Genomic DNA, 22363 nt, shown 5'->3' with positions numbered 1-22363 from the left:
TCAAATTTTGTAACGTGGACGGATTTTTTGCAATATGTTGGCATCACTCAAATCGGTATAGAAGCCAATCTGTCTCAATTTATTCTTGAAAGCTTCTACATTTTCCTTAAATGCCAAATGTGTTTGCACATCCGTATTTGCAAAACGAGCTTCATCCAATCCGTTTATAATTATCCCATAGCGATCTCTCAGCTTATCAATTAGTTCATCGATAGACAATGGCTTGGATACAAATTTATTACCCTCAATTTCTAATACTAATAATTGAACAAGAGTTTCTAATAATCCTGAGCCTAACACCGCTCTTCGCGGGTGTTTCCGACTCCGCCCATCAGCAATAAAAGCGGTTTCTGTATTCTTCATTGATATTTTATCTAAAAATGAAGAGGTGTGTTTGAACTGATATGCACCGCGAACTTTTGTTAAACACAAAACATATTTATCAAAAAAAGACTTTTCATACTGAACAAAATCGCCCAGTTGCTCTTTATCTTCCTGCTCCGTGAAGCGTCCTATTAAATCACTGAACTTAGCCATAAAATAAGCTTCAAATGTAGCATCACGATTTGCCAAGACTGATAATACTTGATCAAGATCATCTGGTTTTTTCATTGAAAATTGGGGCAAAGTCATCACTGCATTTATTTGCATGGTAGACTTGAAGTAGTCAAGCTGACTATTTAAGGTTCCCAGCATATCGGCACAAGCAACCGAAGATATACGACTATCGAGATTATCAGTAACATCTACTACAATGCTCCAATCATCTTCAAGTTCTTTTTTGCCTGCTTTAATCATTCGAGGCAGGAAAACGATAAGTTTCTGAAAATAAAGAGACAGATGAAATCCGATTAGAGTTTGCAGATATTCAATGAAAATGTTGCGGGGGATAATATTCTTATATACTAATAGACGTTTAATATCATCACAAAACAAATCTGCTTGTCTTTCCAGTAAAGGCTTTATTCTATTTATATTGTCGGCAGGTAATACTTCAATCGAAATATTCCGCATCAAATGCAGAACGCCAACTGTATCAACATCTAATTGTGAGTTACTTACAATGGTTTTACTACTTTCATCCCAACCAATAGACAAATAATCCTTAAGACTCTGCAAAACATTAGGTTGCTTGGATAGCATCAGGTAAACTTGGTCGGAAGAGTTATAATCACGAGCATATTTTACGTTTCGGATACGATAACTCTCTAAGTGCATGGGACGCAAAGAACTTATGTTTTCTTTTTGCAAGTTTCCGCGATTTACCATATTGATCAAGTTACTGCGCAACCAATCTTCTCCAGCCTCTTCATTGTCTTTGTACCCCTCAATATGGCCTTGCTTCTCAAGTGACTCTAAGTATTTTTTTAGACTATCTATTGTATGTGTATGGCGTAGCTTCAATTTAATGCGTGAACCGTTGTTTCGCATAAGCATAAACAAGTTGATTAAAGTGGTATCCAATGTAATGTTCTTCGCATCACCGGCGAAAATTAATTCATTACGGAAAACCGGATCATATTTTGTAAGCTTTGGAATCATAAGCTATCCTTGATTAATGGTTCAATATGAATTTTCTTAGTCTCTGCGTTCAGCTTTATCGAGTAGAACTTTCGATTATTTCTGGTAACTAATAGTTCGGTATGCACTTTGCTTTGCAATAAGTTTTTAAATACCTGAAGTTCAATGAATCGTCCTCTCAAATCGTTGATTGACGGATTAAAACCTCTTTCAATATAATCAAGCATTTCATAAAGATCGAGCGAAACCGTCAACTGAATATACTTATTTTCTTTATGCCGGAAAATCAAGCTATCGTTTTCATGTTCAATAAACTGTACCAACTTTTCATTTTTATTGGCAAGAAGCTCAAAATCAGAAAGAGCGAATCGCCGATAACTGCTACTGAAAGGATCTTTAATCTGTGTAGAAGACAGAAGCAAATAATTGGTAGAAATTTCCTTATTCCATCCGCCTTCACTACACGATATCGCATAAGCCAAGCTATGCTTGGTTTTTTCCATATCTACTTCATTTCCATCCAATTTTCTATAGAACTTCCCAAGTGATTGATAAGGCAACCGCTTCATAAAGTCATATTGCCCTTCGAAGTAGTGGTGACGAATAAAACTTTTATGACGAGCCTTCGATAGGTTCAGACTTTCTTTATCTTGTTCTGAAACTATTTTACGAATATTTCTCTCGTTGAAAATCGGTAAAAGAGAAACTTTTCGATTTTCAAAAATTAAGTAATCGCCTTCTTCCAAGTTTTTGAAATAAAGATCTCTGTCTATTGATGGGATGACCACCTGAGCTATATCCGTTTCTCGGATAAGTTTGATTAAGCGGTCTTGCGAAGGTAATCGCCATTCATTCGAAGATATATTGAAATAATAAAGTTCCCAATAAATTTCTTCCTCCAGTTCTTTGTTGTCAACAGCCTGAAGCAATTGTACAACATTATCGCACGACTGATCGCGTGTTAGCATATAAGCTATAAACGAACGCAAATCACGTATGGTAATGTGCAACTCACGTTTATATACAATTGTCCGAATCAACCACTCTAAGCGGTTGATAACTTCATCTCCGGCTGCACTATCATTTAATGTATCAACATTGTACTTAATAAAACATCTTTCGGCTATCGGACAAGCGTTGCATTTTCCCCACAATGATTTATCTGTCAGCGTCTTTATTTGTGATCGCAATAAGGAATCATTGTTCTCATCTTTAGCAGTCACCGAGCGAAGGTTTAGGTTGATAATCATTAATCCTTCAGGGAGTTCGGTATATCCCTCTTTATAGAAATACTCGTCAATAATATCTGCTAAATTTGTATGATTATTTGTTGGCTCTTGTAAGAAGTCAACTAACCGACCCTCGTTAATTGCGATGATTCGTCCTTCTTTTACTTCTGAATAATTTTTCAATCCTTCAAATGGTTTGAAAAATTCGGTAAGTACCTCGTCATTTGCTCTTTCCTCTTCATCTTGTGAACCGTCATAATTGCTTTGGAATGGTACTCCGTTAATGGAGAATATTGCTCCATTCCGATTTGAGAGTTTTTCTGCATATTCAGCAATACCTTCTACCTGACGAATAAAAGCGGTTTTGCCATCTCCCGCATTTCCTGTAATAATAACAAGACGATATTGCCCCTCTTTTATAGCTGACAGAAGTTTTTTGTCAAGTTTTGTTTGTGTATAGGTTGCTTTGTCAAGGGTAAGCTCTTTCCATCCGGCACGTGTACCTGCGTTACCATGAGAACTCTGACTATACAAACTGTTGATATAATCAACTATCGACAGTTCCGCTCCTGTTTTATCAATTATTGTTACCTGTCTTGAGTTATATAATGCATCTTCATCAATTTTTAGTAAAGCCTCCTGCATTTCGGTAGCCGAGGCAAAACGGTTTTCACGTTTCGTACCTATCGCTTTCATTATCCACTTCGAAAACGCATCTGATAGTTGCAGATTCAAGCTACTAACTGGTGTTGGTGCTTTATCCAACGGTGGAACTGAAGAACCCGGCCAAGGATAGGCATGGGTTAATAGCTGGTACAGAGTAACACCCAAGGCAAACGTATCGGCACTTGTGTCCCAGTCCATCCTATGCCCGTTTTTAACCAAATCCGGTGCTTGATACGGATATGTGCCAACCCTGTCTTTATCAGCTCCTGCATTGGCCGCGATATTAAAGTCGATCAGCACAAAACGTTCTCGCTTATCCCAAACGATATTACCGGGTTTAATGTCGCGATGATAAACAGGCGGTTGCTTCGACTGTAGGTAAACTAATGCCGAAAGCATCTCTTTGGCAAGTTTATAGATTTCATTCAATGGCAATCGTAAATCACCTTTTGTGTAATTGCTTAGGTTTTCTCCATCAATCAATTCCATCAACGTATAAAACATATTCTGATTGGTGGTACCGTTGAATACAAACTTCACAATGTTGTGGTGCGACAACGTTGATAGAGCTTTGTATTCATCTTGTACACTTTGCTGATTCAAATCTTCGCTGAAAATCTTCATTGCAAAGAATTTATTCTGAAGTAAGTGTTTGGCTTTGAATACACGAGAAAAACCGCCTTCGCCTAACATTTCGAACAAAACCAAATCTGGTGTTACCTGGTCTGTCGGTTTTAATTCCTTCAAGCAAACAGGTTTTTCTTGCTTTTCAGAGATATTTATTTCTTCCCCAAAAGCATTCGTCAGAATAAAATCTATCACCTCGTCCATCTGACTCCATCGAGCAGTATCATCTTCGAGCATGGTGTGCAAGCAAAGTTCGTCCATCCATGTAGGAAGAGCCGAATTGATATGCGAAGGTAATAGTTCGTCTGATAGTTTTCCTCCCAACCGAGCCAGCTCCATAAAATTAGGGAATGGCACTTTTCCGACAATTAGCTGATAAAAAACAACACCCAACGAATAAATATCTGTCGCTGTTGAAGCATCGTCTTGAAACAATTCAGCAGGTTGATATGGATTTGCCATATCCTGAGAAAGAGCTCCCATAGTGTAGTTCAAATCGATATGTTTTGAAAACCATGAACGTCCAAAACCGGACAGGGCGGCATTATCGGTCAACAAAAAAATATTATCTGGACAAACCGACCGGTGATAGATACTCTGACTGTGAGCCACTTTCAGTGCATTAGCAATATCCAACACTATCTTAATAGCATCAAGTTGAGTAAATGTTTTGCGGTTGAGTTCGGAACTGAGTTTGTTTTCGTCCAGATACTCACTTTTCTCATAAAATCGCAAGCGGTCTTCGCTCCATTGAAACTCTGTTTTCACGATGAAGGAAGAGTATGGCATCTGCATCAGAGCCATGTACGCATTCTTGACTTTGTTGCTATGTACCTCTTGTTCTGTTGGTGATTTTCCGGCTACATCTAAAATGTGTTCGCGCACCTTATATCGTCTGTCGGGAAAATCTTCCGGTACGCAAAGGTATTCTGTAAAGTCATCTCCTTTCTCTAGGACTTCTTCTATTTTCAATCCGATAACCTCGGTGCGTTCTTTGCGAGTACGATTTAAGCTTTCACCACTCAGATAATCAACAATATCGCGAGCAATAGCTTGTATGGCATTGGCTTGTTTACCCACTTTCTCTGGATTAGAAATAAAATCGATTAATTCATCTCCGAGAGTGTAGGTAGCACGATAACAATCGCTTTCGCGGTCGAGCCCAAATTTGTTTTGTCGAGGATTACTTAAGGTAACAATCCCTTCGATCCAAGCAGCCTTCCATTGAAAGTTTTTAGTTTTCAGCTTGCTGGCAAGCACACTGGTTTTGTAACGTAAGGTTTTCAGCGGATTGGCACGTTCGGAATCGTTCAGATACCATACATGATCGTTGCCTTCCAAATGTCCACCCCAATCTTTGTTCTCTATGTTGAATATAGCATGCGGAGCTACCACCAAGCAGTCGTATTCCAAATACTGCACTCCGCCACGTGGGTTGGTATTAGCAAACTCGGCATTAGGAACAATGTAGTAACCATCGGGAAGATTGACCTCCAGAAACTTTAGAAGCCGTTCTTCGCCCCCATTGACCGGACCGGTATTAAACTTCGGGTTTATGATTGTTGCCATGATTCTATTTCTTTTTCAACGAGAGAGATTGCTTGGGATTCTTTATTAAATGCAACGTACATATACTTTTTGTATGTATTTATCTTATCTGTAATTTTTTTACTCACCTCTTCAGAAGGGATAAAAATGGGAATAGATTCCACATGAAAAGGTTCAATTCTTTCTATTACAGAACCATACTTCATTGATTGAATGTAATCGAAAATAAATGGCAATTGAAAGTAAATAAAAAGATATTCTGTAGTAAACAGTGAATCTTTTGCTTCAACTCTAATTATATCTTGAGAGCCAATGGCTCCTCTGTCTTCAAATTCTTTTGTTATCAACTTAATCTGTCCACAAGAACCTGCGCATGTTACTAAAATTTGATCTTCTTTTAATAGCATTTGTTCAACAAAAGGAGTTTTGGTTTTAGATAGATATTGACATCTTAAAAAGGGATTATTATCAAATAGTTCTGAACCTTTTATGTAGGGGTATCCCTTCTCCACGTAACTTCTTTTAAAAATTCCCGGTCTATATACATAAGTGTTGCATTCAGACAGAGTTTTGAATACAACTCCTTTGCTTTTGAGTTTATTTATTGTTTCAACGCCATCTGAAATTAAGGCAGGAGGATCTAATCTACACTGTAATGAATAAAAAATATCCTTAATATTATTACTGCTTACTTTGAATGACTCTTTTTGAAAATGAGTATTTATTTCTTGGTCCAATAATACCTTACTCTCTTCCAGCAACCGATTCGCCCCTACTCTCAAATTTGCCGACTCAACAATCAAATTGTGAATTTCCTGCTGTTTGGATTCAGGGAAAAGAGGGATTGGAATATTTGCAATATGCTCTGAATTAATATGTTTTACTACTCCTCCAAATCCAGATTGTGTTAATAAAGTATATCCATATTTACTAGCCAAATAGGTATACAAAAAGCCAGAAGGCAACTTCTTCTCATCAGGGATAAGGCGAATTAAGTCGTGAGTGGCAAACGTATTCTTAAATAAATCGTTTGTATAAACAACATTTCCTAAAGTTCCGGAGCATGAAATTAATATCCAATTAGTATCCAGCATTAATCGGTTTATTTTTTTCGCTTGTTTCTTTGATATGAATTTGCCAGAATCAATATTCGCCTTTGTCATGTCAGAAGCTGCTATGTATGGAATTCCATATTCAGCATCTTTGACAAATACTCGAGTGAAAATATTCCCTAAAAAAACATCTTCAGATTTTTTACCTACAGTACTTAATGTATAAGGAGAACCCAATAGTTGTTTCTTTAACTTTATGCTTTCGCTCAAATGATAGCTTGGGTCGATTCTACCGCTATTGAGCAGAGAGTTATTTTGAATTACTGCTGTTTTCATTTCTGCAATCCTTTTAAGAATTCCTTATACGCCTCACTCACTTTTGGCAAATCATCATCTAACTGTTTCACTCGCTCATTCCGACTTTTTACTATCGTATTGCCGTTCTCGTCCATACTAAGCCATTCTTTCTTGTAATTGAACAGTAATTCTGCTCCATCTTCATCACGTACATATACAGGAACTCCACGTCGATCTTTTCCTACCGCTTCTACAATTGCCATGAATACATCGTAATTTTCATCGGCAACCGCAATCAATTTTTCTTCGGCTGTTTTCTTTTGCAAAAAGAGCAAAGAGGCCTGTACTCCCACTTGCGGCAGAAATGTTTCGACCGGCAAATCAACTGAAGCCAATAACTTAAAGCGTTCGAGTATCCAAGTACGAACTGGCTCGGTATTCGGATTTCCTAATATGCCATCGGGCAACACAATCGCCATTTTTCCTCCCGGCTTCAAGAAATTATAGCATTGCTCTATAAACAAAACTTCGGGAGCTTCACTTGATTTTACAGCACCATTAAATAGATAGTTTCCATAAGCATCTTTTACCGGATTGTGTCCCAATTCGTACCGACAAGATATACTGCGATCTACTTCCACTTTTGCTCCAAATGGGGGATTAGTAAATATCATGTCGAATTTTCCAAATGCGTTTTCTCTGGGAAACTCAAAGTTAAAATCTTTATCTTGACTAATGTCAATGCTTTCTGCTACTTTGGGAGCAATTTTATCTTTATCAACCAATTGTCCTTTGGGATAATCAAGTGAATTAATATTGAAAATATTAGCGTGTCCATCTCCTGCCATAACCATATTCATCCGTGCCGCCTTCTTCAAATCGGGGTCGAAATCGAAACCAAAAAGCATACGTTCTGCATATCCTTTTACAAAATTCACAACTTCCGGAGAATTATATTTTTCTTCAAGACGGACTCCCGACAAATGCGAATATAAATTGGCTGTATATTTTTTTCGAACATGATCTAATACCATAACTAAAAAACCACCGGAGCCACATGCCGGATCAAGTACGCGAGTATTCTGATCAGGATCCATCATTTCTACCATGCACTGTATCACATTGCGAGGTGTAAAGAACTGTCCTGCCTCTTGCTTCAACGTATTTGACACAATGGTTTCGTATGCTGTCCCTTTTACATCAATAGTCGCATCTAAAAAAGAATATTTAGCCAACTCTGACGCAATATATGCAATTCCTCTTGGAGATATTGTTATTTGTTCATGTCCATCAAAAACCTCTTTAAATAGAGAGTTTTCTCCATTTTTCAATTCTTCAAATATGCCTTTTATTCTATTTGCAACTTTTTGTTGTCCTTCTGGGGCATTTTGCTCTTTCACACCAACCCAGAAGTGACGATGGTAGCTAATTCCTTTCTCTGCATCCATATAGCGCCGTTTCTCATCATACAATTTACAGAAAATGAGGTACAATAACTCCCAAAAAGCATCTTTTTTTCGCCCTTCGTTTCCATAAATATAATCGTGGCAACGCTTGAATGTTTTTACCAACGAATCATTGGCTGGTTTACGCGGATGTGCCCGTTCTCCTGCCAATTCCAAATCCTCCATAGATTGTCCTTTGCCGGGGAAATCGGAAATATCACTGGTTTGAACTTGCCCAAAATCGTCTTTCTCGCATTGAAGATAATGAAGGTCGTTCCCGTTTGTCCAAACGCCAAACTCGCAATCGGTAGATTCCAGATACACTCCCAAGGTTTCAAAAACCCCTTTCTTCGGGTCTTTATCTTTTACTTTGGAGTCGAACACTACTGCAATACGAATCATATTTTCCACATCATGTGCTCTTCCAGAATCAAATATGGCAAGGTCTGCCTTGGCTCGTTTTGTTTTTCCTTCGTCATCTTCATAAGAGAAGGGGAAATCACGCTCCATATCATTCAAATCAAAATTATACTCCTCGTTGAGCATCATAATCATTGATTGCAATGTAAGCTCTTTCTCGTTTGCTGTTTTTATCTTTTTTGTCAGAGCACAAATCAACTGATTGTCTTCCAAGACAACATCTTCTGTTGTGTATTCTTTGTTTTGTTCCATATCTATATTTTTTATGATTTCCATTCTTTAAGAATTGATTCCAAACAAGCAAGGACTTGTTCATACTGCAAACTCGCGTTTGATTCCATTAATTGATTGATTAACTGACTCTCTTCGGCAAGTTCTATCTCCTTGATTACTATATCGCAGAGATATATTAATGTATTCTCGTTATCCCGTATTAATAATTTGACATCTCTTGCCATAAGTTGTGCCCCGGCAATAACTTGGACAAATTCGTCCGCTTCATAGAGATCGTAATGTTCTTTAACGGCTCTTTCTGTATTAATGTCCAGATAGTTTGCTAGGAGCAAAGCCATATCGTATGCGTCTTTCGAGCCCGACAAATGACGGTCTTTCCATGCAACCAACTTCAATATGAATAATCCGGGAAGAGAAGCTATTTGTATAGAGACCTCCCCATCAATTTCTACACTAATTGTTGAGTCTGCCATTTCTGGAAAGCCCAAAACCGACATTGCAATGGTTTCGTCAGGTGGCCAGTAGATATTACCATCATCTTCTGCCACATCGCCAAACGGAACAATATCAATCACATAAAATCCTTTGTAGATAAAGCGTTGCTTTTGCTCCTTGCTTTTTGTAAATCCTTCTTTTTTAGGCAAATTCTTTTCAATGGACTGAAATTGATTCCAATCTGATATGGCAATGGCGATATCAAGATCATTTGTTTTACGCTCCGGAACTAAATCATGTAGATTGCTCAGTATAATATCACGGGCGGTAGCTCCTATTACATAGAAGTCTACATTTATATTACCAAAGAAGTCGTTCAGTTCCTTTAGCAAATCCTTCAATAGTGGATTATTTAAGTTCTCACTTGAGATATTGTAGCTCATTGTTCAATATTATTTCTGCGATTTCTATATTTCGACTATCCCCACTGCCCATAAGATCAGCGTATGTCAAAAGAGGAGAAACAGTATCGCCTTTTTCTGCGTCATAAAACAAACGGAGTATTTCTATTTTTCCGTTCTCATCAGGAATCAACTTCAACGATTTACCCAAAGTTTGCCAAGTGGCATCAGTATAAATGATAAAATTTGCCGGAGTAAGATTTTTCGTTATGATACCGGCAGCACATTCGCCACCCCACAATGTTTTCTCAGAGACAGAAGATAAGTCCAGACTACTCCAGTTCGAGTATTCAGACTTATTAGTGAAATTCATCTTTTTTACGAACAATTTAGGACGAAGCACATCATTATAAGCAATAACCCAACGTTTCAGAAGATCTATTCTATTTTTAAGAACTTTCTTATTTTTTGTTTTTAAGAGAAATTTTGACTCAACAAGCTCTTGAACAATCGTGCTTACAGAACCCAATGAAATTTGGGATAACTCGGAAAGTTCTCGAAATGACTTATTGATATTGTCCGGATTAACAAGCAGGCAATATATCAGCTTTATTCCTGCTTCTTGAAAAGCGCGAGGTTGGTTTGTTTTAGGAAGTCGTTCTATTTTCTTTCCTTCAACAATCAGTAAAATACTATTTTGTTGTATGTTGCAGTTACCCGCTGCATCAATGTAGTTAATCCCTTCCTCTACAAAAGATTTAGCTATGGCAGAAGGAATATATTTTGTAATGAGAAGCACCGGCAGATTTTCCTCCCTTGAGGCATCCTTGAGCTGCTGAAGCACAACACCTTTATTTCCTTGTGTGATTTCAGGCTTCACATCAACGATAAAACGCTCTTCTTTTATCCGAGCAACACTATTGCTTTCTCTTTTACTATCAGAGTAAGTTATAGTAATTCCCGCTTTTTCAAGCAATTTATCCTTTACTTCCTCTAATAGGATATCTTTTGTTTTCATGGAGCTTGTTCATTTTAATTAGCCGTTCATTGTCAATGAACATGCAAATATAATGAACATTCTTGAATTAGCAAGAAAAAAGTTCAGTTTTTGAAGCAAATAAGATCCTGAGCGAACACACCTACATATTTTCCCCTTTTACATTTTGTAAACACCTCTTCTATGGAAAGAATAAATTAGACAACACTTTTACGCGAAATACTACCCGAAGCATAGCGGAGGAGTGGAGATTTCGCGTAAAATCGCTTGCGGCTTGGTGTTGACGTTTTATTCTTGGAATATACCTTTGTTTACCAAATGAAAAAGAAGTATATTAACCCATACTTCGACCCTTCTTCTTTTTCTTTTGTTTTCGTAGTGGCTGTTCATCTTCCGGATTAGGATTGCCGACATCCGCAGCAGTGGGAAGTATGGAGAATAACGAAGAGAGAATGTTTTGCCCACTATTACTATTGGTTGATTGATTAATCAATTGACTGGTTGGTCGATTGACTGGTCAAACGTTTGAACTGATCCCTTTGGTGTTCTTAAACGTCAATGGGGCTTTACCTATACTTTAATGAAAGGTAGAGTAAATGTATTAAGCGAAGTGAATATACTGATGATAGTATATAACCTAAGGAGATGCCTGTCTATTTTGGGGATAGAGGGCTTCAGAAATAGGTTGAAAGACCTTATGGAGCCTTTTTCAAAAATAAGTTGTGTGTTTTGCTCACCTATTCTTATGTTATGTCCGTTTGTTACGAAAAAACGGAAGAAAAAGTTCATTTTGGAATATGCCAATTATTATACGCTCTGATATAATCCATTTTTTTAGACAGTTTTTGCACAGTCTGCCGAATACTTACCGAAGGATTGCCCGATTCGATATAGTGGATATTGAAATAAGCGTTGTTGCATAAGGGATTGTACAGGTTATCCATAAACAGAGCCATGCAGTCGTGAAACAGCCTGAAACCTTCTTTTGTTCCGGAGAACAGCAATACGCCCTTATCTGTTTCAATGGCATTATAGCCGCCATACCCGTTTTTCGGATTCTCAACGGACATATATATTTAATTTAAAGTTTTTTGATTAACAGCCCTCAATACAAAAACTTACTTTCCTCCCAAATCTATTGGGTCGCAACGCAGGTGTAAGTATTTGTTATCATCCGGTACATTATCAACAGTAAGCGGCCGGGCAAAAATAAGCAAATGTATTTTTGCCCTGTGCCTGATTTCCTCACCGGATTGTAAATATACGGTAAGGAGAACCATATTACCATCCGGTATTATGATGCACGCTCAACCGGGCTATCTTTTCCAGCTTCTTCCAGTAGATTTCCCAATATTTATTGTCTTTATCCGGCTGGTTCATAGGATTCGTACTGTCGTTATAGAGCCAGAAACGATTAATATTTCCCTGTTCATCCCTGTTGACGGCGTGTTCGTCATATTCGGTTATTTCCTGTATAAAGCGGTTTGTCAAGCCGAAGAACAAAGAGAACAGGGGCAGTTCCCTGCTGTTCTCTTTCAGTGTACGGGCATCTACAAGTGTTTCTGTCGTATTGAAACCCAACGGCTTATATTCCCTGTTGAAAGCCATCCATTGCCCTTTCGCATTTCTTGCCAAACCATACGGCAGGTTTATTCTAAAAAAATCTGATAACATAAATCCTTTATTTTTTTGTTATAATACATTTTTACTCCATTTCCCCATTCCACAGCTCCACATCCGTTTTCGCGGTCGCCAATGAGTAAATTATAAATACCCAATTGAGGGTATACGATATGATTATCATTGTCATCATGGCTGTTCCTCCTCCGGATTATCATTATTAAAGCTGAAGCTGAGCATAAAGCTGTTGCCTTCCGAACTAAAAAAGTAAATATCTATCACTGCCTGTTCTTCCGACTGTGACGTGTAATACAAACGGAATGTATCTTCCTTCAATTCATACAGGTCATTCGGCAGGAAAGGCCCGTTATCCCCCATCCTTAGAAGGCCGCGGCCTTGTGTCTGGAAATATCTCATTACATACCCCGTATCCTTATAATATCCGGTCCGTTCCAACCGGCAGCGGATTTCAATGGTTTCTCCTTTCTTTATCTTTTTCGGTACAGGCAGGTGAGTAACCTTGAATGCATAATCCCGCTTAATATCAATATCGCCGCTACAGGCCAAGGCCAGCAGCATTACCGCCGCCAGCCAGGTTATTTGCGCAAACGCGCGTTTTATTTTCGTTAGCATATTTTTCATTATTCTTTTTTTATATTTTTGTTATTCCTTTATATTATCAGAAAATCAGTTGCTTATCCTTATCTCCAATCTGCGGTTCCTGCTGCGGCTTTCATCACTGTTACCCGGACTCACAGGTTCAGTATCACCCTTGCTAAATGTGCTGATGCGCCCAGATGCTATGCCTTTGCTTACCAGGTAGCCTTTTGCCTTATCCGCCCGCATTTGTCCCATACGGATATTGCCCTTTTCCGTACCGATATTACAGGTATGCCCGGTAATCTCGATATGCGCCTGCGGGTTTGCCTGCAATAATCCGGTATATCCGTCCAATATGATTTTCTGTTCAGGCGATAGCGCGGTTTGTCCCAGCTTGTAATTGCCCATGGTTATTACGGATGGAAGAGCCGGGCCGCAATTACAGTTTCCTGTCCCGGATTCCTGTCTTCCCGTTCCCTTTATTTCTACGATTGTATCGGTGATGACGGTTTCTATTGGAGCTATTGCCGTACCGCTTATTGCTTCACTTGCATTTTTCCCCGCCAGTTCAGTTTCTTCCGTATCTTTTGCGGCTGTATTTACGGCAGCGGCTGGAGACATTGTATATCTTCCGGCAGATTCATCAAACGCCGTTACGGGATCTTTTCCCGGAGCCGGTGCTTGTAACTGTTGTTCCTCCTGCTTCCGTTCCTGCATCCGTATGCGGATCGGTTCCCTGTGCCTGTCTTTGGTATCTGTGCCTGTAGTCCCTGTGCTTTCTGTATATCCATAGATATCGTCCCATCCGCCTGAATTTTGCATCTCCCTGTACCTCCTCCTTTCCGCCAGCAAGTCGCCGCTACTGATGGCAAAGGCAAGCTTTAGTTTTATACCAATGGCTAAAGGCGATACCTTCTCCATAAAGGCCAACCTGTTATCCGAAGTTCCGTATACGGAGGACAGCAAATCGTTTATCCGGGGATCGGACGGGTTATCGTAGTTATATCCGACAAAATGTTTTTTTTGTGTTTTTACGCCTCCGGCAACATTATTCAGGCCATAGTCCAGATAGAAGCCCGTATATAAATCCGTACCGATACCCACATTCCATTTCATGCCGGCTTCCAGTGTTCCGGTATAGGCCGTTCTTAACGTCAAAGGCCTTTCCATTGTCTTTACGGAAAAGGTACCGTAGCCCAGATCGTTCTGCCAGATTTCTTCCTGATGGTAGTCAGTATAGTAACCTGAGGTAGCGACCGTGCTTCCGCTTGCCGTGTACCTGCCGTAAACAGGAATGCCCAATTTAAAGCCCATCGAGGCATAGTACCTGTTATTCCTTCCTGCACGGTATATCAATGAAATAGGGATATTCAGCAAGCCTGAACGCTGGTATTCCCTATAGTAATCCATATGCGAGCGGTATTCAATCGGATTATTGTCAGCGTCATGGGTTGCATAGGAACTGCTTATGTTACCAATGCTTATATGCCTGCGGTAAAGGGCATACTCCATACCGGTGGAAACACCCCAGTTCCTACTTATATAGCGTGTATACCCGATACCGAAGGCATATCCTATGCCCGTACCGGCTTTTCCTGTATTCGGGCGGTAGTTCAGGGAAGAAAATCCCCCTGCCATCCACAGGTTCAATTCATGCGGGACATAACTCCATTCCAGGTAATAGGCCAGCAGCTGCCTTTCCCGTATTTCCCTTTCCGCAGGATCATCCCCGTCTGTAGTTATATGCCGTGCCGGATCTTTAGTATCCCCCGTCTGGGCACAGGCTGTCTGGAATACCATCAGGCCCAGCAATACGGCATATATCCTGTGTAAACAGGTTCTATATATCCCGCGCCTGTATAACAGCCGGGGCTGCCTTATACGTTTTTTTATATTTTTTATAGTTCTTATATTCTTCATATTTTATTTCTATTTTATTTTTAGTCCGGGTTAAATTAAGCTGTTAGCCATTAGCCATTAGCTTTTAGCTTATAGCTTTTTTTCGCTTTGCGCCGCTAACAGCCAACGGCTATAAGCTAACAGCTCAAATCATTAGACATTGGCACATTATCATTGTACCACTGCTTTGAGTCCTGTTTCCATTTCCTTGGATTTGAACTTCAGTATATAAATGCCGCTGGCCTTTGGCAGGTCTACAGGGATCGTATGCTGCCCCTTAGCCTGTACTTTCCCGTAATAGCTGCCCGTATAACTGTAAACCTCCACTTCCGCCTGTTCAAGCAGCTTTTCATCGGTTGTCTCCACCTGTACATAAACACGGCTGTTATCCCGGCTGACAGGGTTCGGATAGACTTTTACGCTGGCAGGAAGTGCTATTGGGACATAGCTGTACGGGCAGGAGAAGTAACGCTTTCCGTCAGCATCTGTTACTTCTACCATATAGACCGCATTTTCATCCAGGTTTGCTCCCCCGGTATAATAGCTGCCTCCATGCTCCTTGTGGGAGCCCTCCTTTAACTGCTGTCCATCCTTGTACCACTTGTAATAGCTGAAGTTGTGTCCGTCATTTGTATCGGGATTGTTGTTTATCAGCAAAGTATGGTTACGCAGCTGTTTAATCAGGGGTAAAGTAATGGTTCCGGTAAGAGACCAGACGGAGTTATTTCCATTTCCCTTATGTAATAACTGCACATATAAGTCCCCGCAATCCGGTATTTTGGGTTCAATATAGAAAACGCTGCTTCCTGTACTTGTTCCTGTCCCAATAGCGGTTATACCCAATCCTGCCTTAACCAATTCAACGGGGGAGCCGTCCCAGCCTTCGTCCAACTCGGGTATAATTTCAGTGGAACCTGTCGCTATGGATGCATCCAGAAAGAAGGATGCGTCTATATCGGCATCGATAGCTGTTCCTTTAATATAGCGGTAAGCCCTGGAGCCGGGTTCGCCGTAGTAGCTGCCTTCAAGCTCCATCCGTCCGTTATTTGTAAACAGCTCGCCGTCGGATTGCAGGGCCAAATCCCCGTGCATCAGTACAGGGATATCACCGATACTGATCTTGCCATGCCATGCTGATTGTACTGCTTGCGCTTTTATGGGTATTGCAGGTATTGTTATTATACACAGGAATAGCAGGCAGGTTAGTTTTATAATAAATTGTCGTTTCATTCTTTTCATTTATAGTTATATTTCCCTATATTATTTGTCGGTCCGAGATATTACAAACGCGCTAAAAACAAGTTGAATAAGCGTGTCGGGCAGGCTCCCGTACAATTGGCTTTCAAACTCAGCGTACTGGTATGCATATGCAGGAACACAAGCTCGGCGATCCTGTCCTCCGAATCGGAAGTGACCTCGAACAGTGCGCTGGTGCTGAAGGGAACATCCGAATGCAGCTTGAACTTTGCCGTACCGCCGTTGGCTATCTTGACGCGGATGGTATATAATCCGGCAGGAAGATTGTCCCAGACATATACGTCACTGAATCCACCGGCAGTCACCGTGCCTGTCCCCGTACTTGTAATAGGCGGGGTAATCTCCCTCGGGGTGGTATAATTCGTTGAGGGACCCCATGCGCTGCCGTTATAAGCAAGTACCTGTCCGCCTGAAGCGCCCATATTGTTTAAGTCTTCGGCTTGAACTGTACCATTGGCTATCCTGGCGGATGTAATTGCATTATCAGCTATGCCCAGCGTATAAGGAGCCGCTGCCGTACCGGAGCCTGCACGGACAAGTCCGCCATCGATTGTGGCATTGGTTACCTCATTACCGATAATACCATCCGATTCGGTAGTAATGCCTGTCTCGGAGGATGAAGCCCATGCAGTACCATTCCATTTTAAAACATTTCCATTGGTTGTTCCGGCAGGAAGGCTGATAGTAGGTGTTGTCGTTCCATTGGTAACAGTAATACCATTTGCCCCGCTGACCGAAGTTACACCCTGTCCATCACCGGCAGGTGCAGACCAGGTACCGTCACCACGTAAAAAGGTAGTTGAAGAGGCTGTACCAGTAGCATTGACTTTGCCAACGGTAACGCTTTTGTCGTTTATCTTAGCTGTAGTTACGGCATTATCAGCAATCCTGGCTGTAGTTACAGCTCCATCTGAAATTCCCAGTGTATAGGGAGCGGCAGCGGTTCCTGAACCTGTCCTTGTTAAGCCTCCGTTTGTTGTAGCATTCGTTACCTCATTTCCGATGATACCATCTGCCTCTGTTGTTAACCCTGCATCGGTAGAAGAAGTCCATGTTGTGCCGTTCCATTTCAGGACATTACCGCTTGTTGTTCCGGCAGGAAGGCTGATGGTAGGTGTTGTTGTACCGTTGGTAACAGTGAGGCCATTGGCTCCACTGACGGAAGTTACTCCCTGACCATCACCGGTGGGTGCAGACCAGGTGCCATCACCGCGTAAAAAGGTTGTAGAAGAGGCTGTACCTGTGGCATTGACTTTGCCAACAGTAACGCTTTTGTCGTTTATTTTAGCCGTAGTTACGGCATTATCTGTTATCTTGGCAGATGTCACTGCATTATCCGCAATCCGTGCTGTAGTGATAGCTCCATCCGATATTCCCAATGTATAAGGAGCGGCAGCGGTTCCAGAGCCTGAACGGGTTAAACCTCCGCTTGTTGTAGCATTCGTTACCTCATTGCCTATAATACCATCTGCCTCTGTTGTTATCCCCGCATCTGTAGAGGAAGCCCATGCTGTACCGTTCCATTTCAGAACATTCCCGTTTGTAGTTCCGGCAGGCAGACTGATGGTCGGCGTTGTTGTTCCATTTGTTACAGTAATGCCATTGACTCCACTGACGGAAGTCACGCCCTGCCCGTCTCCCGCAGGAGCAGACCATGTGCCGTCACCACGAAGATAGGTTGTAGAAGAAGCTGTACCTGTAGCATTCACTTTGCCAACGGTAACACTTTTATCAGCAAGCTTTGTTCCTGAAATAGCTGCCGTTGTACTAATATCGGAATCGGTAATTGTACCGTCGGAGATTTTAGCAGTGGTAATAGCGTTATCAGCTATCTTTATTGATGTAATGGCATTATCTGTTATCTTAGCTGTAGTTACAGCGTTATCAGCAAGTCTGGTTGTTGTTACAGCTCCATCTGAAATTCCCAGTGTATAAGGCGAAGTGGCAGTTCCCGAACCTACCCTTGTTAAGCCTCCATTGGCTGTAGCGTTTGTTACCTCGTTGCCGATAATTCCATCCGATTCGCTTGTAATACCTGCATCGGCAGAGGAACCCCATGCTGTACCGTTCCATTTCAAGACATTACCATTGGTTGTTCCGGCAGGTAAGCTGATGGTAGGCGTTGTTGTTCCGTTAGTAACAGTAAGACCATTGGCACCACTGACGGAAGTTACTCCCTGCCCGTCTCCCGCAGGTGCAGACCAGGTGCCATCGCCACGTAAAAAGGTTGTTGAAGAAGCCGTACCAGTGGCATTGACTTTTCCTACGGTAACGCTTTTATCAGCTAGTTTCGTACCTGTGATAGCTGCCGTAGCACTAATATCTGTATCGGTAATTGTACCGTCTGCTATCTTGGCTGATGTCACTGCATTATCTGTAATCCGCGCTGTAGTTACTGCTCCGTCGGATATTCCCAACGTATAAGGAGCAGTGGCGGTTCCCGAACCTGAGCGGATTAAGCCTCCATTGGCTGTAGCGTTTGTTACCTCGTTGCCGATAATTCCATCCGATTCGCTTGTTATCCCAGCATCGGCAGATGAAGCCCAAGCCGTACCATTCCATTTTAAAACATTCCCACTTGTTGTTCCGGCAGGAAGGCTGATAGTCGGTGTTGTTGTTCCGTTAGTAACAGTAAGACCATTGGCACCGCTAACGGAAGTCACGCCCTGCCCGTCTCCCGCAGGTGCAGACCAGGAACCGTCGCCACGAAGAAAGGTAGTTGAAGAAGCTGTGCCTGTTGCGTTGACTTTGCCAATGGTAACGCTTTTATCGTTTATCTTAGCTGTAGTTACAGCGTTATCAGCTATTTTAGATGAAGTAATACCACTATCGGCAAGCTTGGTTCCTGAAATAGCTGCCGTTGTACTAATATCGGAATTAGTGATTGTTCCATCTGCTATTTTAGCAGAAGTTACGGCGTTATCATTTATTTTTGCAATAGTAACGGCGTTATCTGCTATCTTTACTGATGTAATTGCATTGTCTACAATCCGGGCTGTAGTTATCGCTCCGTCTGATATTCCCAACGTATAAGGAGAAGCAGCTGTTCCCGAACCTGCCCTTGTTAAACCGCCATTCATTGTTGCATTAGTAACTTCATTTCCGATAATTCCGTCCCTTTCGTTTTTATGTACCATACTAATGATGCTGTCGCCCAATGCCGTATTGCTTATATCATCCGTTATATATTGCAGGATATTGCCGCCCAACACGGTGTTGCCGATATTTTGGGTAATATAGCTGACAATGGTATCGCCCAGTACCGTATGATGCATATGCGAGGCGATATTATTACCGATATGGACAACCGTAGAGTCGGAGAATTTATTGAAGGTAATGGCGCCATCGGCAAGCTTATCAGTTGTAATACCACCCGCAGCCACTCCAAGTGTATAGGGCGAAACGACAGTTCCTGCCCCTGAACGCGTTAAGCCACCCCCTGTTGTCGCATTGGTTATTTCATTGCCGATAATTCCGTCCCTTTCATTCTCATGCACCAGACTGATAATACTATCGCCAAGTACCGTATTCCGTATATCGTTCGTGATATAGTGCAGGATACTGTCCCCTAAGACTGTCTGTGTGATATTTTGTGCAATATGGTTTACAAGCGTATCTCCCAGTGTAGTGTTATATACATTTTTTGCGATATTATCTATCAGCTCTTTCAGGTAGGCGTTATTGTTGCTTATATGGTAACTGATACTGTCCATCAGGGCAGAGCCGTCCAGTCCGTTCGTGATATGACTCATTACCGTATCGCCCAGCTGCGTACTGAAATGATTGCTTATATAATAGCTGATGCTGTCGCCCAGGTTTGTCAGGCCGATATTCTTCGTAATATAATTGATAATGCTGTCGCCTAATACCGTATTATACTCGTTTTGGGATATGCCGTCTATCAGCTGTTTCAGGTAGGCTTTGTTATTGCCGATAGCGTTCATTACACTGTCCATCAACACCGAATTGTCCACATTCTGACTGATGTAGCTAATGATAGTATCACCCAGCACAGTGCTGTACTCATTCTGGGCTATATTATCTATCAGCTGCCTGATATAAGTATTGTTATGGCTGATGGCATTTACTACACTGTCCATCAATGCGGAATTATCCATATTCCGGCTGATGTAGCTAATGATGGTATCGCCCAATACTGTATGATAGATACTGGAAGCGATATTATTTCCCAGATGAATAACCGTACTGTCAGCGAACTTATTGATGTTGATGCTCCCATCGGCTATCTTATCCGTCGTAACGCCTCCTTTCGCTATACCCAGCGTATAAGGCGAGGCATTTGTTCCTGCCCCTGCCCGGATAAGCCCTCCTCCGCCTGTCGCATTTACCACCTCGTTGCCGACAATGCTGTCCTTTTCCGCCAGCAGCCTTGCCAGCGATTTCAGGGACTCGTCCATATATACGGCGTCGGGCTGGCGCAGCCATTTTGTCCCGTCGTTCTGGTATAAGCCGGGAACAACATCGCCCGCTGTATTTACATTATAGACGATAATACCCTTTACATGTTCTTTTAACGGGGAAGCGTTCGAGCTTCCCTTGAGCTTTACCCTCGGTAATGCCAATCCTAAGACTGCATTGCCTTCATTTGTCTTGTTATCGGGATTTAAGTCCAGCACAGCCGAGCTGTCCGGCGCTTCCCTGCCGCTGATGCGCACCTGCGCATTCATGTTTGAGATTGCTATCCCCGCTATTGCAAGGAGCAGCAGTAGATAAATTTTCTTTGCCATATTGTTAATTGTTTAAAAGATGAATACTGTATATTAATAAAATGTGCCGGTGAAGCTTTCAGCCGGTAGCTTATAGCAAGCGTACCGGTTCATTTTAACTTTGAATTTTGAAATACCGGGATTTTGAAATTTTGAGATAAAAATTCGGCAAAGCCAAATTTTATTCAGTTTACCATAATCCTGATTCCCGCACCGAACTGTGCATGGAAACGGCCTGTGGTATTTCCCCACAATGCCCTTTCGCGTCCTGTCATGAGAAAGACAATCCGGTCACACAGGTACGCTTCCAGTTCCAATGTAACGGCCCCGCCATAGATAAAAGCGTCCTTATTCAGGAGCGTAGCCCCGTCTGATAATAGCTTTTTACTCTGGTTTACAATTTCATACCCAGCCAAAGCTGAACCACCTACAGAAAGGAAAAAGGTCTTGCTTCCGTCGGAGAGGATATTCAGGTAATAGCCTCCTTCAACCGTAAGCTGCATTACCGGGATACGGGTATCCTTATAGGGGTAGTACCTGTTCAGGTATTCCCCGCCGAATACCCATTTATTGCTATGGCCTGTATAAGCAGCCATTGCCGCCCCGAAGTAACAGCCCGCTTCATTTTGGATTGAAGGCGAATAAACCCCGTCAACCATACCACCTGTTAGCTGTATGCCCTTCATACCCGGCAGGGCGCGTTGAGCAGGGGCTTTGATACACAATAGCCCCAGTGAAAAGGCCAGCGTGATGATTAATGCTATCCTGCTCATGGCTTATTCCGCTTTAAGTTCGTTAATGACCTTTGCACGCGCCAGATCGGCATTATCCACTGTAAAGCGCTGATGCCTTCCCCCGTCCTTCTCATGCAGACTTACCAGCAGCAGCTTGCCGTCCGGCAGGGTAAACAGCGGCAGGGCGAAGACCATACGCCCGGTGCGCTTACTTCCTATTACCGTCATGTTGTTATAGTCCCTGAGCGGCCGTATAACCTGTTCCTGTATAGCCGTCCTTTTTGCTACCTTCTTATCGACGACCCGGAATGTGATAAAATCCACATTGAAAGGCATGTTTGTCGTATTCTTCAGCTGCATATGGAAATACAGTATCCCGCCGTTCGAGTAGATGCCTTTCAGCGTGTACTCTTAAGAAACGCTATCGATAGGCACTAATCTAAAACCATACTTAGCGGCCTGTTTATCAACGTATTTAATTCTTCGTTCCTTGAAATAGTGATTATACTCGTCAAGAGGTAAAGGCGAAAACTCTTTTTTATCCCTGAGCATCCGGTAAAAAATAATTGCCAGCTTGCGAGCAGTCGCTTTTATGGCTGTTGGTGCACCGCTTTTGGCCTTGATGCGCCTGTAAAATTCACCTAACCAGTTATT

General features: G+C 41.7%; 13 protein-coding genes and 2 pseudogenes. All 15 read right to left on the bottom strand.

The window, feature by feature from the left end; genetic code table 11:
* Positions 1-1542 (bottom strand): methylation-associated defense system protein MAD7, encoded by a 1542-nt coding sequence (gene mads7 / locus IR083_RS10420; protein WP_194224274.1) that lies wholly within the window; start codon positions 1540-1542, stop codon positions 1-3.
* On the bottom strand, positions 1539-5612 hold the full coding sequence (gene mads6, locus IR083_RS10415) for a methylation-associated defense system protein kinase MAD6 (protein WP_194224273.1): 4074 nt from the start codon (positions 5610-5612) through the stop codon (positions 1539-1541). The genes mads7 and mads6 overlap by 4 nt, the downstream gene beginning before the upstream one ends.
* Positions 5597-6979 carry a methylation-associated defense system restriction endonuclease subunit S MAD5 gene (gene mads5 / locus IR083_RS10410; protein ID WP_194224272.1) on the bottom strand — a complete coding sequence of 461 codons (1383 nt, stop codon included), beginning with the start codon at positions 6977-6979 and terminating at the stop codon, positions 5597-5599. Before mads5 ends, mads6 begins: the two co-directional genes overlap by 16 nt.
* A complete protein-coding gene (mads2, locus tag IR083_RS10405; protein WP_242052402.1) occupies positions 6976-9057 on the bottom strand; it encodes a methylation-associated defense system DNA methyltransferase MAD2 in 2082 nt (693 codons plus the stop codon). Before mads2 ends, mads5 begins: the two co-directional genes overlap by 4 nt.
* A gap of 11 nt (positions 9058-9068) precedes the next feature.
* On the bottom strand, positions 9069-9917 hold the full coding sequence (locus tag IR083_RS10400) for a nucleotidyl transferase AbiEii/AbiGii toxin family protein (RefSeq protein ID WP_194224270.1): 849 nt from the start codon (positions 9915-9917) through the stop codon (positions 9069-9071).
* Entirely contained in the window at positions 9895-10893 is a 999-nt protein-coding gene (locus tag IR083_RS10395; RefSeq protein WP_194224269.1) for a type IV toxin-antitoxin system AbiEi family antitoxin, read from the bottom strand. The genes IR083_RS10400 and IR083_RS10395 overlap by 23 nt, the downstream gene beginning before the upstream one ends.
* A gap of 764 nt (positions 10894-11657) precedes the next feature.
* Positions 11658-11942, bottom strand: coding sequence for a DUF6047 family protein (locus IR083_RS10390; protein ID WP_194224268.1), 285 nt, complete (start codon positions 11940-11942; stop codon positions 11658-11660).
* A gap of 211 nt (positions 11943-12153) precedes the next feature.
* Positions 12154-12546, bottom strand: a complete 393-nt coding sequence (locus IR083_RS10385; RefSeq protein WP_194224267.1) for a hypothetical protein — start codon at positions 12544-12546, stop codon at positions 12154-12156.
* A gap of 135 nt (positions 12547-12681) precedes the next feature.
* Positions 12682-13134 (bottom strand): TraQ conjugal transfer family protein, encoded by a 453-nt coding sequence (locus tag IR083_RS10380; protein ID WP_194224266.1) that lies wholly within the window; start codon positions 13132-13134, stop codon positions 12682-12684.
* Positions 13135-13179: 45 nt separating this feature from the next.
* Positions 13180-15012 carry an OmpA family protein gene (locus tag IR083_RS10375; protein WP_194224265.1) on the bottom strand — a complete coding sequence of 611 codons (1833 nt, stop codon included), beginning with the start codon at positions 15010-15012 and terminating at the stop codon, positions 13180-13182.
* Positions 15013-15162: 150 nt separating this feature from the next.
* Complete coding sequence (locus tag IR083_RS10370) at positions 15163-16221, bottom strand: T9SS type A sorting domain-containing protein (protein ID WP_194224264.1); 1059 nt, start codon at positions 16219-16221, stop codon at positions 15163-15165.
* Positions 16222-16271: 50 nt separating this feature from the next.
* Positions 16272-20996 carry a beta strand repeat-containing protein gene (locus IR083_RS10365; protein WP_194224263.1) on the bottom strand — a complete coding sequence of 1575 codons (4725 nt, stop codon included), beginning with the start codon at positions 20994-20996 and terminating at the stop codon, positions 16272-16274.
* A 164-nt stretch (positions 20997-21160) separates the two neighbouring features.
* Positions 21161-21748, bottom strand: a complete 588-nt coding sequence (locus IR083_RS10360) for a conjugal transfer protein TraO (protein ID WP_194224262.1) — start codon at positions 21746-21748, stop codon at positions 21161-21163.
* Between the two features lie 3 nt (positions 21749-21751).
* Positions 21752-22120 (bottom strand): annotated as a pseudogene (locus tag IR083_RS10355) (DUF4138 domain-containing protein); the annotation flags it as partial.
* Positions 22121-22363 (bottom strand): annotated as a pseudogene (locus IR083_RS10350) (IS110 family transposase); the annotation flags it as partial.

This window comes from Dysgonomonas sp. GY75 (genome assembly GCF_015234155.1).
Lineage (GTDB): Bacteria > Bacteroidota > Bacteroidia > Bacteroidales > Dysgonomonadaceae > Dysgonomonas > Dysgonomonas gadei.
Note: the sequence above shows the minus strand (reverse complement) of the source record. Positions and strands in the feature narration are given on the sequence as shown.